Source organism: Acinetobacter sp. 24-47-67 (assembly GCF_056779735.1).
Genome location: NZ_JBWYIK010000002.1, coordinates 45,486 through 59,757, shown reverse-complemented (window position 1 = coordinate 59,757; position 14,272 = coordinate 45,486). Strand labels below are relative to the sequence as shown.

General features: G+C 41.0%; 13 protein-coding genes and 4 tRNA genes. 4 read left to right on the top strand and 13 right to left on the bottom strand.

Features of this window, described 5'->3' with window-relative positions:
* From AC1M9K_RS04215 to tpiA, 10 genes are all read right to left on the bottom strand, one after another.
* Complete coding sequence (locus AC1M9K_RS04215) at nt 1-405, bottom strand: ribosome-binding factor A (RefSeq protein WP_481588599.1); 405 nt, start codon at nt 403-405, stop codon at nt 1-3.
* On the bottom strand, nt 405-3,119 hold the full coding sequence (gene infB, locus AC1M9K_RS04210; protein WP_481588598.1) for a translation initiation factor IF-2: 2,715 nt from the start codon (nt 3,117-3,119) through the stop codon (nt 405-407). Before infB ends, AC1M9K_RS04215 begins: the two co-directional genes overlap by 1 nt.
* Before the next feature lie 14 nt (nt 3,120-3,133).
* Nucleotides 3,134-4,618, bottom strand: coding sequence for a transcription termination factor NusA (nusA, locus tag AC1M9K_RS04205; RefSeq protein ID WP_035266021.1), 1,485 nt, complete (start codon nt 4,616-4,618; stop codon nt 3,134-3,136).
* A 39-nt stretch (nt 4,619-4,657) separates the two neighbouring features.
* On the bottom strand, nt 4,658-5,182 hold the full coding sequence (rimP, locus tag AC1M9K_RS04200; protein ID WP_035266019.1) for a ribosome maturation factor RimP: 525 nt from the start codon (nt 5,180-5,182) through the stop codon (nt 4,658-4,660).
* 202 nt (nt 5,183-5,384) lie between these two features.
* Nucleotides 5,385-5,461: transfer RNA gene (locus AC1M9K_RS04195), tRNA-Met, on the bottom strand.
* Nucleotides 5,462-5,552: 91 nt separating this feature from the next.
* Nucleotides 5,553-5,629, bottom strand: a tRNA-Met gene (locus AC1M9K_RS04190).
* Between the two features lie 81 nt (nt 5,630-5,710).
* Nucleotides 5,711-5,787 (bottom strand) — tRNA-Met (locus AC1M9K_RS04185).
* 48 nt (nt 5,788-5,835) lie between these two features.
* Nucleotides 5,836-5,920: transfer RNA gene (locus AC1M9K_RS04180), tRNA-Leu, on the bottom strand.
* 53 nt (nt 5,921-5,973) lie between these two features.
* Complete coding sequence (gene secG / locus AC1M9K_RS04175) at nt 5,974-6,303, bottom strand: preprotein translocase subunit SecG (protein ID WP_035266018.1); 330 nt, start codon at nt 6,301-6,303, stop codon at nt 5,974-5,976.
* 13 nt (nt 6,304-6,316) lie between these two features.
* On the bottom strand, nt 6,317-7,108 hold the full coding sequence (gene tpiA / locus AC1M9K_RS04170; RefSeq protein WP_035266016.1) for a triose-phosphate isomerase: 792 nt from the start codon (nt 7,106-7,108) through the stop codon (nt 6,317-6,319).
* Between the two features lie 261 nt (nt 7,109-7,369).
* Here tpiA and pilB point away from each other — a divergent pair, with 261 nt between their 5' ends.
* Genes pilB through coaE form a run of 4 tightly spaced genes read left to right on the top strand, consistent with a single transcriptional unit; the run spans nt 7,370 to nt 11,830 of the window.
* Nucleotides 7,370-9,079 carry a type IV-A pilus assembly ATPase PilB gene (gene pilB, locus AC1M9K_RS04165; protein ID WP_481588597.1) on the top strand — a complete coding sequence of 570 codons (1,710 nt, stop codon included), beginning with the start codon at nt 7,370-7,372 and terminating at the stop codon, nt 9,077-9,079.
* A 20-nt stretch (nt 9,080-9,099) separates the two neighbouring features.
* Nucleotides 9,100-10,326 carry a type II secretion system F family protein gene (locus AC1M9K_RS04160; RefSeq protein WP_035266014.1) on the top strand — a complete coding sequence of 409 codons (1,227 nt, stop codon included), beginning with the start codon at nt 9,100-9,102 and terminating at the stop codon, nt 10,324-10,326.
* Nucleotides 10,326-11,186, top strand: coding sequence for a prepilin peptidase (locus AC1M9K_RS04155; RefSeq protein WP_035266012.1), 861 nt, complete (start codon nt 10,326-10,328; stop codon nt 11,184-11,186). Before AC1M9K_RS04160 ends, AC1M9K_RS04155 begins: the two co-directional genes overlap by 1 nt.
* 41 nt (nt 11,187-11,227) lie before the next feature.
* A complete protein-coding gene (gene coaE / locus AC1M9K_RS04150; protein WP_481588596.1) occupies nt 11,228-11,830 on the top strand; it encodes a dephospho-CoA kinase in 603 nt (200 codons plus the stop codon).
* Nucleotides 11,831-11,846: 16 nt separating this feature from the next.
* Here coaE and AC1M9K_RS04145 read toward each other — a convergent pair whose 3' ends face one another.
* The 3 genes from AC1M9K_RS04145 to ppnP form a co-directional block, all read right to left on the bottom strand.
* Entirely contained in the window at nt 11,847-12,773 is a 927-nt protein-coding gene (locus AC1M9K_RS04145) for a DMT family transporter (RefSeq protein ID WP_481588595.1), read from the bottom strand.
* A gap of 6 nt (nt 12,774-12,779) precedes the next feature.
* The gene (gene rlmB, locus AC1M9K_RS04140) at nt 12,780-13,526 is read right to left on the bottom strand and encodes a 23S rRNA (guanosine(2251)-2'-O)-methyltransferase RlmB (RefSeq protein ID WP_481588594.1); all 747 of its coding nucleotides are present in this window, start codon (nt 13,524-13,526) and stop codon (nt 12,780-12,782) included.
* A 136-nt stretch (nt 13,527-13,662) separates the two neighbouring features.
* On the bottom strand, nt 13,663-13,986 hold the full coding sequence (gene ppnP, locus AC1M9K_RS04135; RefSeq protein ID WP_092766653.1) for a pyrimidine/purine nucleoside phosphorylase: 324 nt from the start codon (nt 13,984-13,986) through the stop codon (nt 13,663-13,665).
* Nucleotides 13,987-14,272: the final 286 nt, after the last annotated feature.

The window sequence follows — 14,272 nt, the reverse complement described above, 5'->3', positions numbered from 1 at the left end:
TTACTCATCGTCTTTTTTATCGTCAGCTGGAGGTAAGTCCTTCACAGCTTCAGCAATTAGACCAAACATGTAGTTTCCGTATGCATTAGTTTTATCATAATGGAAACGTAAACGAGGTGTGATACGTGTCTTAATACGACGACTCAGCTCATGACGCAGAAAACCTGATGCTTTATTTAAAACATCTAGAGTATCTTTATTTGCTGCTTCACTTTGCTCATCACCAAGTTCACGCCCCATGACAGTGACATAAACTTCAGCATAGCCTAAATCTGGGCTCACTTTCACCGCTGAGATGGTCACAAGACCACCTAAGCGTGGATCTTTCAGCTCCTGACGGATGAGTTCAGACAATTCTCGCTGAACCGTGTCCGCCATACGCTTAAGACGTTGACTACCCGCCATTAAAGACTCCGTTTAATTAATTGAACATCATAGACTTCGATTTTATCGAGCACTTTGATGTCTTTATAACCTTTGACTGCAAGACCACATTCCATACCAGCACGAACTTCTTCAACCACTTCTTTATAACGGCGAAGTGATTCAAGTTCACCTTGGAACACAACCACGTCATCACGTAAGACACGAATTGGTTTATTGCGGTGTAATAAGCCCTCAAGAACCATACAACCTGCTGCAGCACCAAACTTACTCGAGTGGAATACTTCACGTACTTCAGCCACACCAAGAATTGTTTCACGATGTTCTGGTGCAAGCTTACCACTCATTGCATCTTTCACATCATCAATCAATTGGTAAATGATTGAGTAGTAACGGATGTCGATACCATCTGCGTCAGCTTTTTGGCGCGCTGTATTATCTGCACGAACGTTAAAGCCTAATAAGAATGCTTCAGAAGATTCTGCAAGTGTGACATCAGACTCAGTAATCGCACCAACACCTGAACCAATGACACGCACTTTCACTTCATCAGTTGAAAGTTCAGCCAATGCAACATGAAGCGCTTCCAATGTACCGCGAACATCTGTCTTCAGAACTACATTCACAATCGGCACATCTTTTTTGCCCATTGAAGCCATTAAGTTTTCAAGACGCATTGCAGATTGACGCTCTAAACGTTTCTGACGCTCACGATCCATACGTGCATCAGCCACTTCACGAGCTTTCTTCTCATCGTTAACAACAAGAACTTCATCACCCGCCATTGGCGCTTCTGGAAGACCTAAGATCTCAACTGGAATCGATGGACCTGCAGATTTAATACGTTGACCATTTTCATCAGTCATCGCACGTACACGACCGTAAGATGCGCCTGCAAGAACGAGGTCACCTACTTTTAATGTACCATTTTGAACAAGAATCGAAGTAACCGCACCACGGCCTTTATCAACACGTGCTTCGATTACAACACCTTGTGCCGCACCTTCTTCAGAAGCTTTTAGCTCTAGAAGTTCAGATTGAATCAAGATCAAGTCAAGAAGTTCATCAATACCTGCACCCGTGTGCGCAGAAACCATCGCTACAGGGACATCACCACCCCATTGCTCAGGCACGATTTCTTTAGTTGTCAATTCATTCAATACGCGATCTGGATCAGCAGATTCTTTATCCATCTTGTTGATTGCAACAATGATTGGCGTACCTGCTGCACGAGCATGGTCAATCGCTTCCGCTGTTTGTGGCATAACACCATCATCAGCTGCGACCACCAATACAACGATATCAGTTGCTTTCGCACCACGTGAACGCATCGCAGTAAATGCTGCGTGTCCCGGAGTATCTAAGAAAGTGATAATACCTTTATCCGTTGTAACGTGATAAGCACCGATATGCTGGGTAATACCGCCCGCTTCACCTTGCGCTACTTTCGCACGACGAATACGATCAAGAAGCGATGTCTTACCATGGTCAACGTGACCCATGATAGTAACCACTGGTGGACGCGTTGTTTGTGCACCACGTGCTTCTTCAGCCGCTTCAAGCAAGTTATCTTCCGCTTGAGTATCTGATACTAGAACTGGGTTATGACCCATTTCTTCAACAACTAGAACTGCTGTATCTTGGTCGATTGATTGGTTTTGAGTGACAAGCTCACCCATTTTCATGAGTGTTTTAATTACTTCACGAACCTTAATCGCCATTTTTGCAGCAAGGTCAGCAACAACAATAGTTGCACCGATTTCAACATCATAAACTTGCTTTTTAACTGGCTTCTCGAAACCATGTTTATTAGCTTGGCTTGATTTCAAACCACGTTTATGAGAGTTGTCACGGAAAGATTGCTCTTCTTGACCGCGACGACCACCTTTCTTAGGAGAACGTGCACCTGGTGTGTTATTACCACGCTTAATGTCACGGTCTTCTTTCGCGAATGAATCTTCGTATGCTTGACCAACAAGACCAGCAGCCAATGGAGAATCATCGACCACACGAATCGTTGCAGTTGCATCTTCATTAGAGTACTTAGAAGCCATCTGACGCATTTGTTCAAGCGTACGTTGTTGTGCTTCTTCAGCTGCTTTACGACGTGCTGCTTCTTCGACTGCTTTTAATTTAGCAGCTTCAGCTTCACGTGCTTTTTTCTGTTCTGCAGTTTCAGTTGGCTTAGTTGCTTGTTTAACAATCGGTTTATTTGTTGACTTGCGCTTAACCACAACCGCAGCTTTAGCAACTTCTTGCTTCTCACTCGATTGTTTCGCTGCAGCACGCATTGCATCTAAGTTCGCTTTCGCTTTACTTACTGCAGGTTGCGTCTTCTCTTCAGCTTGAGCTGGTTTAACTTCAACTTTTTGCTGTGCTTTTGCTTCAGTTTCAGCTTTTGCTTTTGCCAATGCTTCAGCTTTAATTTGTTCAGGATCTGGCTTAGTGAACGTATGCTTCTTACGAACTTCTACGTTAATAGTTTTAGCTTTACCTGATGTACTTGCTACTTTTGCAGTACTCGTAGTTTTACGTTTCAACGTGATTTTTCCTGCGCTGCCGCTGTCTTGCCCATGCGCTTTTTTCAAATGAGCGACTAAACGGTCTTGCTGTTCTACTGAGATTGTGTCTTCTGCCTTAGATTGAGGCAACCCAGCATCTCGCACCTGATCTAATAGTTTTTCAACTGGAAGACCTACGCTGACTGCTAACTCTTTAATTGACTTATCCGTCATGTATGACCTCCTCGTTAATTAAACCATGATTCACGTGCTTTCATGATCAATTGACCTGCTTTCTCAGCACCTAAACCTTCGATATCAGAGATATCATCAGTTGCCTGATCTGCTAAATCATCTACTGTGATTACACCGCGAGCCGCTAATGCATAAGCAAGCTCTGAACTCATTCCTTCCATCGCTAGAAGCTCTTCGCTCGGTTCTTGAATATTTTCTTGCTCTTTCAGTGCATCTGCCAATGCAACTTCTTTCGCACGGCTTTGTAAAAGCTCAACCGTTTCTGCATCTAATTCGATTTCATCAAATGTTTCAGCTGGAACGTAAGCAATCTCTTCAAGTGAAGTAAAGCCCATTTCTACCAATGCCATCGCAAGGTCTTCTTCAATATCAAGACGACCTACAAACATATCGAGATATTGCTGTGCTTCATTTTGTTGACGAGCACGGTACTCTTCTTCAAGCATCATATTGAGCTTGTAACCAGTTAACTCAGAAGCTAAACGTACGTTTTGACCTTGAGAACCAATTGCACGCGCCAATTGATCGCTTGTAGCAAAAATAATATCTGCTGTGCGTTCTTCTTCATCAATCACAATACCCGATACATCTGCTGGCTCTAAAGCACTTGCGATATATTGAGCTGGATCATCTGACCAAACTACAACATCAATACGTTCACCGTTCAATTCTTGCTGTACAGCTTGGATACGTGTTCCACGCATACCAATACATGCACCAACTGGATCAATACGATGATCGTTCGTTTTCACTGCAATTTTAGCACGAACACCCGGTTGACGTGCAGCAGCTTTAATTTCAATAATTTCTTCAGAAATTTCTGGAATTTCTTTTTTCATCAATGCCATTAACATTTCTGGCTTAGCACGAGAAAGTTGTAGCTGCGCACCACGACCTTCACGGTTTACGTTAAATAAAATCGCATTTACACGCTGTTTAGGACGTAAAATTTCTTTTGCGATCATTTCTTCACGTGCAAGATATGCTTCCGCATTCTCACCGAGGTCAATAATGAAACCATCTTTAGTTTGTTTCTTTACTTCACCGTAAATTAACTCACCAACTTTAGATTCATATGCATCTGCAATAAGCGCACGTTCAGCTTCACGAATTTTCTGAACAATAACTTGCTTCGCGATTTGAGCTGCAATACGACCAAATTCAATTGATTCTACTTCAAGCTCACGCACATCACCGATTGACCATTTCGCTGGGTCCACATCAGAAATCGCGTCTTGGCATGCAGGCATTTCATGATCTTCATCTGCTACTACAGTCCATTGACGGAAAGTACGGTATTCACCAGTCTTACGATCGATTTCAACGCGCAACTGTGCTTCTTCAGAATTTGTGCCTTCGTAGAATTTTTTCTTCGTTGCAGCAACTAGAGCTTGCTCGAGCGCTTCGAAAATCGCTTCACGACTAACACCTTTTTCATTACTAACCGTCTCAGCAACGGTAAGAATTTCACGGCCCATAAGTCACCTACTATTCAAATTCTTTTAGTTAAGATTAATTTAGTCTTGATAGATCAAGTTGGCCTTATCGATATTGTGACTATCGATCTCGAGCACTTGTTGCTTTTCAACTTCAACTTGGATCATTTCATTTTCTACATCTACAGCAACCAGTTTCGCTTGGAATTTACGGCGGTTATCCACTGCAGAAATCAAACGTAAAGCAACTTGTTGACCAATATATGCTTGCATCTGTTCAAGTTTAAAGAAAGTACGATCCCAACCTGGAGATGACACTTCTAATGCATATTCACCAGAAATTGGATCATGAACATCGAGGATTGCACCAACTTGTTGGGTAACACGTACACAATCTTGCACACCCACACCACGACCAAGATCAATTTCACCGTCTTCGGAAATAACAGGTTCTTTGTTTGGATCTTCAGGCTTGTCAATGTAGATACGTACTAGCGAACGCTTACCCTGAGGTGTAAATTCTAAACCCCATAGTTCAACATCGCACGCCTCAACAGCGGGTGCGATCAGTTCATACAATGCTTGGGTTTTATTTGATAACTTCATTTACTCTCGTCATTTATGTGCGATTCAATCGGCCAACAGACCGACACAGACTAACTATAGTGATAGCATGATTATTTGACCAATTGATGTCCACACTACACGATAGATAACAAAAAAGGGCGCATTCGCCCCCATTATTGCACAGAAAAGCAATGCCCACTGTGCAAAAAGGCCCACCTAGTTGTGAGCCTCTTTAGAAACTTGGTAGCGGGAGCTGGATTTGAACCAACGACCTTCGGGTTATGAGCCCGACGAGCTACCAGACTGCTCCATCCCGCATCAACGTGCAAAATTATATCTAAATTTGAATCATTTTTCAATCAGAAAAATTTTCTAATTAGACTTGATTAAGTTGCACCTTAATCAAAAGTGGTAGCGGGAGCTGGATTTGAACCAACGACCTTCGGGTTATGAGCCCGACGAGCTACCAGACTGCTCCATCCCGCATCAACGTGCAAAAAATGTATCTCAACTCAAACCTTGTTTAAGTTGCCTATCTTAAGTTCGCATCTTAATTATAGGATTGATTGGTAGCGGGAGCTGGATTTGAACCAACGACCTTCGGGTTATGAGCCCGACGAGCTACCAGACTGCTCCATCCCGCATCAACAGATTTTGCTGCAAACACCAACTTAAACTTCTGGATTATAAGTTGGTGCGGAAGGGGGGACTTGAACCCCCACGCCCGAAAGCACTACCACCTCAAGGTAGCGTGTCTACCAATTCCACCACCACCGCAGCTGTGACGCATTCTAGTGGTTTCAATGAAAAATTGAAAGCGAAATATTCAATTATTCAGCTGGTTTTGGTGCAGTTGATGAAGTTTCAGGCGATTTTTGATCAACTTGCTCAGTTGTGTTAATCGTTTTCAAACCATAAGCATCTGTCGTTTGCTGCTTTGCAAAGTAAGCCAAACTAATACTTGTAATAAAGAATAAAGCAGTAAGTATCCCGGTTAAACGTGTTAAGAAGTTACCAGAACCAGAAGCGCCAAATACAGTCGCTGCACCGCCACCGCCAAAAGACGCACCAGCATCTGCACCTTTACCATGCTGTACTAGAATTAAAATAATCATCAATAACGCTAAAATGATGTGTAGCACCAGTACAAAAGATTGCATGATGAACTCCTAATTATTTTGATTGAGCAAATGCTTGCGCAATTTGAACAAATGATTCTGCATTGAGTGATGCACCGCCTACGAGGGCACCATTGATATCAGGGCATGCTGCCAATTCAACAGCATTCTCAGGTTTTACACTACCACCATAAAGAATTGCTATGTTTTGACCTTCAGGTGTAATTTGACTCAATCCTTCACGAATTTTAGCATGCATTGCTTGTGCATCATCCGGGGAAGCTGTTTTACCAGTTCCAATTGCCCAAATTGGCTCGTAGGCGACGGTAATATGCACCCATTGCTCTGGATTCACAACACCTGCAATGTCACAAATTTGTTGTAACACCACTTGCTCAGCTTGCCCACTTTCACGCTGTTCAAGGCTTTCACCCACACAATAGATGATATGTAAGTTAGCAGCTAAAGCATTTTTTATTTTTTCATTAAGAATCGCAGGCGTGTCATTAAATATTTCACGACGTTCAGAATGTCCAATTAATACATAATCGACTTGGCTATCCTTTAAAAGATCTGCGCTAACTTCACCTGTAAATGCACCAGTACCCGCAATACGTGATACATCTTGAGCGACCACAAACACTTCATGAGCATCTGTTGCAAGTTCATTTTTTACTTGGAGTAAAGCCAATAAAGTTGGCGCAACACCAATTTTACAAACATCATGAGCGATTGAAGCTTGCTCAAGCTGTTGTTTCAAATCAGCTAAAAGCTGTTGCGTGTTAGCCTGCATTGGGTTCATTTTCCAATTGCCTACAACCCACGGAGTAATTGTCGAACCCGACATAGATCTAACCTTCTATCAAAAATGCGCACATTCTACACGGATTTTAAAAAATTAACGTAAAAATTCAATGGATACAGATTCAGCACCTAGAATTCTTTAAAAAAAGACAACATAAGACACAATACCCAACAGAATAAGTGAAAAAATTCAATTTTTTCATAGTTTTCGGATAATATTAATGATTTTAAGTATAGAATTTTCTACTTATAACCGTATAATTTTAATATTCGAATTATAAAATGAATTTAAGGCGTATTGGGGATGACTTTAGATCAAAGTGGGCCAAAATTATCTGGGTTAAGTCGTCGTTTGGTTGATGAAGGCATTTTGACCTCCCAGCAAATGCAAAATGCTATTATTAATTCAAAAAAATCTCATCAAAAATTAGTACCTTACCTCGTTGAACATCTCAAAATACGAGCAAGTACGATTGCTGAAATGGTTGCTCAAGAGTTTGGGGAGCCATTGTTCGATTTAGATGCATATAATGTTGAGTTACTACCCAAAGATATCGTTGCAGAAAATCTTGTTACAAAACATTTAATCTTACCTTTATATCAACGAGGTATATCTTTATTTGTAGCGACGAGTGATCCTACAGATATCGAAGCATTGGAAGCAATTCGATTTAATAGTAAATTAAACGTCGTTCCTATTACTGTAGAACATAATAAACTTGAAAAACTGATCGAAAAGCATTTTTCTGAAAATGAGAATTTCAATTTCGGTGATGAAGATCTTGACGTTAATGTGGTCGAGAACGATACACCGCAAAATAATAACGATGATGGTCCTTCAGGTGATGATTCCCCGATTGTTAAGTACATCAACAAGCTTTTAGTTGATGCCATTCGCATGGGTGCATCAGATTTACACTTCGAACCTTATGAAAAAACGTACCGAGTTCGATACCGCGTTGATGGTGTTTTAAGAACTATTGCAAATCCACCATTGCAACTCGCGAATCGATTAGCTTCACGCTTGAAAGTTATGTCTCAAATGGATATTTCAGAAAAGCGTATTCCGCAAGATGGCCGTATTAAGCTTAAATTATCTCGTACTAAAGCGATCGATTTTCGTGTGAACTCATTGCCAACCTTATTTGGTGAAAAAATCGTATTACGTATTTTGGATCCGTCTAGTGCAATGCTCGGTATTGATGCATTAGGTTATGAAGAAGATCAGAAAGCTTTATTTCTTGAGGCACTTGAGAAGCCTCAAGGCATGTTACTGATTACGGGTCCAACAGGTTCTGGTAAAACAGTATCGCTTTATACAGGATTGAATATTTTAAATACTGAAAATGCCAACATCTCTACAGCAGAAGATCCCGTAGAAATTAACTTAGAAGGCATTAATCAGGTCAACGTCAACTATAAAGTGGGCTTAAGCTTCTCAGTCGCATTGAAATCATTCCTGCGTCAAGATCCTGATATTATTATGGTCGGGGAGATTCGAGATCTCGAAACAGCTGAAATTGCAATTAAGGCAGCACAAACAGGCCACATGGTGATGTCTACACTTCATACCAATAGTGCTCCTGAAACCTTAACCCGGTTGCGCAATATGGGGGTTCCCTCTTTTAATATTGCAACTTCGGTGAATCTCGTCATTGCTCAACGACTTGCTAGACGACTGTGTGTACACTGTAAAGTACCTGCTGATATTCCTAAACCAAGTTTGTTAGAAATGGGATTCACAGAACAGGATTTAGCAGATCCAGATTTTAAAATTTATCAACCTGTCGGTTGTCCTGAGTGCCGTGATGGTTATAAAGGACGTGTCGGTATTTATGAAGTCATGAAAGTGACACCTGAAATTTCGAAGATTATTATGGATGATGGCAATGCATTAGAGATTGCAGCTGCATCTGAAAGACTGGGGTTTAAGAATCTTCGACGTTCAGGATTAATTAAGGTCATGAACGGACTTACTTCTTTACAAGAAGTGAATCGAGTGACCAGTGAATAATTAAAAATAAGGAAATCATTATGGCGGTGAAAAAAGCACAGATGATGCCAACGTTTGTATATGACGGCGTGGATCGCAAGGGAACCAAAGTTAAAGGTGAAATGCCTGCGCGTAATATTCAACTTGCAAAAGTCATGCTCCGCAAACAAGGCATTACGGTGCGTAGTATCCGCGAGAAGCGCAAGAATATTCTTGAAGGCTTAATGAAGAAGAAAGTGTCTACTTTGGACATCACCATCTTTACGCGTCAGCTTGCCACCATGATGAAAGCAGGTGTACCACTTGTTCAAAGCTTTGAAATTGTTGCAGAAGGCTTAGATAATCCTGCAATGCGTGAAGTGGTTTTGGGTATTAAAACTGAGGTCGAAGGTGGTAATACTTTTGCAGGTGCACTACGCAAATATCCTCAGCATTTTGATCAGTTATTCTGCTCATTGGTAGAATCAGGTGAGCAATCAGGTGCGCTTGAAACCATGCTCGATCGAGTCGCGATTTATAAAGAAAAAAGTGAAGTTCTCAAACAAAAAATTAAAAAAGCGATGAAGTATCCAATTGCTGTCATTGTTGTTGCAATTATTGTGACCATTATTTTGATGGTCAAAGTGGTTCCTGTCTTCTCTGAGATGTTTAGCTCATTTGGCGCAGACTTACCTGCGTTCACGCAACTCGTAGTGGCAATGTCTGAGTGGGTGCAAAAATATTGGTTTATTTTAATTATCGGTATCGCGCTGACCATTATCGGCTTTATTGAAGCCAAAAAACGTAGTCAAAAATTTGCGGATGCATTAGATCGCACGGCTTTAAGGCTGCCTATTTTTGGTGATTTGGTTTATAAAGCAATTATCGCACGTTATAGCCGTACACTTTCAACCACATTTGCTGCCGGCGTCCCTTTAATCGATGCACTCCAATCAACAGCTGGTGCAACGAATAACGTGGTATATGAGCAAGCAGTTATGCGTATTCGTGACGACGTTGCGACTGGTCAACAACTTCATTTCGCTATGCGCTCGACCAATTTATTCCCATCTATGGCTGTGCAAATGGTAGCGATTGGTGAAGAATCGGGTTCACTCGATGCTATGCTAGATAAGGTTGCAACCCATTATGAAAGTGAAGTCGACAATGCTGTCGATGGCTTAACCTCCATGATGGAGCCTTTGATTATGGCCATTCTAGGTGTCTTGGTCGGCGGCTTAGTCATCGCAATGTATCTTCCAATCTTCCAAATGGGTTCTGTGGTGTAATGAACGAAATAATTGCGTATTTAATTCAATCGCCTACAGCACTCTATTTAACTGTGGGAATCATCAGCTTATGTGTCGGAAGTTTTTTAAATGTTGTCATTTACCGCACACCTAAAATGATGGAGCAAGAATGGCGTCAAGACTGTCAGATGTTTTTACATCCCGACCAAGCCATAATTGATGAAGATAAACTCACGCTAAGTAAACCTGCATCGACCTGCCCAAAATGTAAAACACCTATTCGTTGGTATCAAAATATCCCCGTGATAAGTTGGTTATTTTTACGTGGAAAATGTGGTGAATGTGAAAATCCGATTGGCATTCGTTATCCACTGGTAGAAGTTTTGACTGCTGTTTGCTCATTAGTGGTCGTCGCGGTATTTGGTCCAAGCCTACAAATGCTTTTTGGCTTAATTTTAACGTGGACACTGATCGCACTCACATTCATCGACTTCGATACACAACTTTTACCCGATCGATATACTCTCCCCTTGGCTGCACTTGGTTTAGCGGTAAATAGCTATGCACTCTACACATCACCTACCTCCGCCATTTGGGGTTATTTGATTGGTTTCCTCTGTTTATGGGTGGTGTACTATCTATTTAAAATCGTGACAGGCAAAGAAGGAATGGGATATGGCGACTTCAAATTACTGGCCGCGCTTGGTGCATGGATGGGTCCATTTTTATTACCGCTCATTGTCCTACTTTCATCCTTAGTCGGTGCAATCATCGGCATCATTTTGATGAAAGTCAAAAAAGAAAATCAGCCCTTTGCTTTTGGACCTTATATTGCGATTGCTGGATGGATTGCATTCTTATGGGGTAACGAAATTATGAAGGTTTATTTAGGGGGTTAAGCTAAAATAAGCCTCATTATGATAATTACAAGGTTTTTTACATGCGCTTTATTTTGGGCTTAACAGGTGGTATTGGAAGTGGAAAAACTGCTGCAAGTCAGTGGTTTGAAACACAAGGTATTACTGTTGTTGATGCAGATATCGTAGCACGTGAAGTGGTTGAAATTGGAAAACCTGCACTACAAAAAATTAAAGATCATTTTGGGGATTGGGCGCTATTGGAAGATGGCGCACTCGACCGCAGAGCGTTAAGAGACCATATTTTTAAACATCCTGAAGCTAGAAAGATATTAGAAAATATTACGCATCCTGCAATTCGCCTATCGATTATTGAACAACTACAACGGGCGACCAGTCCTTATGCCATTTTAGTTTCCCCACTCTTGTTTGAAACCAATCAACACCAACTTACTCAACGTACTTTACTGATCGATGCATCCACAGAATTACAAATCTTGCGTGCTTCGCAACGTGATCATCAAGACATTGAGCAAATTAAAAAGATAATGAGTGCGCAAATGTCTCGTGAAGAAAAATTAAAACGTGCAGACGATGTTGTTATAAATGATGGTGAACTTGATCATCTCTATCAACAACTCGCAGTAAAACACCAATATTATCTTGGTCTTGCACAACAAACTTAAATTGAAAAAAAGCAGTCTAAGAAGACTGCTTTTTTTGTTGCTCAAGTTTTTGGCTTAGTGCATCTTGGCGACCCAGCCATCGCCATGGTTGTAATGCGCCTATCGCCATACCCAACAACCCAAATAACATCGCAATACTTAAAGGTTCATTTAACAAAGGCACTGCCAAAATTGCAGCTAAAAAAGGTGCTAAATTGGTAATGCTCCCTGCTTTAAAAGCCCCGAGTCTTTTAATCGCTTCCACATAAGTTAAAGTTGCAATAATGACCACAAATATGCCATGAAATATTGTTTGAAACATTAAATGCTGAGGCTCAGGAGTACTAAGATCTTTGGGTAAAAATAACACGTAAATGGGTACATAAATCACGGCTGACCAGATGGCAACCCCACACATCGCCTGCCATGCACTCAGTTGGAATTTACGCAGTAATACGGTAAATATTGCCCAAAAAATGGCGCTCAAGAAGAATAATCCATCACCAGCACCAAAAGAAATGCCAGATTCACGATACATCAGGAGACTCATAATACCGAGCACGGTGATCATAATGATCAAACTTGCCCATGTATGACGATCAAAAGCCTGCTTCATCAATATAAAAGCCACGATGGCAGTACAAATAGGAATACAACCATTGAGAAAAATTGCAGCATGCGCAGTCGGTGCATAGTGAAATGCGCTATAAGCCAACAAACAATAGATCACACCACCAATCATTGCCAAGATAAATGGTTCTTTTTTAAGTAAAAAAGAGGCTTCTCTACGATAAAGTAAAATCGGCATTAAGATCAAAAAAGCCAGTGAAAAACGCAGTGCCACAATGTCCCACGTATTGATATGCCATAGCGCATTTAATCGTGCAGTGAGGGTAAATCCCCCCCAGATGCACATGGTAGTAATAAGAAAAAAATAGCCTTGGGCTCGATCTGAAAGTGCCATCTCTAATTAGGCTTGACGTTGTCTACACGCTTCGTAAAGTGCCATGCCTGTCGCCACACTCACATTCAAACTTTGTAAATTGCCACTCATTGGAATATAAACTTTGTGATCGCATTGCGCCTGAGTAATCGGTCTTAAACCAGTATCTTCAGCACCCATAATCACTGCGACAGGACCAGTCAAATCACATTCGTGAATAGGTAGAGCATGCTCATCTAACATCGTGCCAATCACTCGAACATTAAAATCATCTTTGATTTTAGCTAAAGTACGAGCCAAATTCGTCACTTGGATAAATTTAACTTTCTCTGCACCACCAGCAGCAACCTTACGAGCCGTTGGTGTTAAGCTCGCAGAACGATCACGAGGAACAACAACCGCGTGTACGCCCATGGCTGCCGCAGTTCGAATACACGCACCCAAATTATGCGGGTCCGTCACTTGGTCAAGCGCCAGTAAAAAAACACTGTCTGTACTTTTGATTAATTGCTCAAGATCATTTTCATTCAGCGTTGGATGAGGACGAACTGCAGCAACGACACCTTGATGAAAAGGTTGTCCAGCCAGTTTTTCAAGGCTGTCTCGGCTCGCTTTTTGAATACTAATTCCGAAAGGTTCAGCCAACTCAAAAATACGTTTTAAACGTTGATCTTCACGACCTTTTAGTGCAAATAGAGTCAAAACGCGTTCAGGTTCTAACTCCAACAATGACTCCACAGAATGAACGCCATAATAATATTCGGGTTTAGCCATGAACGACCTCAACTCACTAAGACAATACAATAATATAGAAAAGAAAAATCCCGCAAAGCCAACTTTACAGGATTTTATATAGCGAATAGTTTAACCGATTTGACCATTGAATGTTGGTCAAATTTTTTTTTGGTAATTAACCTTCGAAATGACAAACGTAGTCTAATACGTCATCTGTTTCGATTTTGAAACGGCTCTCACCAGGCACGTAAAACGACTGCCCTGCACGGAAAAGCTCATGTTCTTCATTGTCTGCAATTGTGACACGACATTCACCAGAAATAATTTCCATACGCTCTGGTACATGTGTTTCAAAAGTAAGCGGTTGTTCCGTCGGTAGAATAACCCCAAGTGTTTTTTTCGTACCGTCTTCAAATTGAACAGTGTGGCTAATACACGTCCCGCCAAAATAAACATTTGATTTTTTTACAACAGATACATGATCAAATTGTGATGACATGCGTATTCTCCAAATAATGCGCATTTTATAAATTTTAATTGCCGTAGTTTAATTGCGCTCGAGCAACTAATCAATCAGTGTTTTGCAATGGTTTTTATAAGCAACTTTTGTTCCCTATTGATGAAATTTAAAGATTTTTTTGATTTCTTCTATATATCTTTTGTACACAGGTAAAAGAATATATTCAGTCACTAGTAATCAACCTAATTTCAGTTAAAATGCAAACTAAAAGTTCTCATATTCAAATGTCGTGACTTGAGACTAAAACAAAATTTCTCTATCTTAG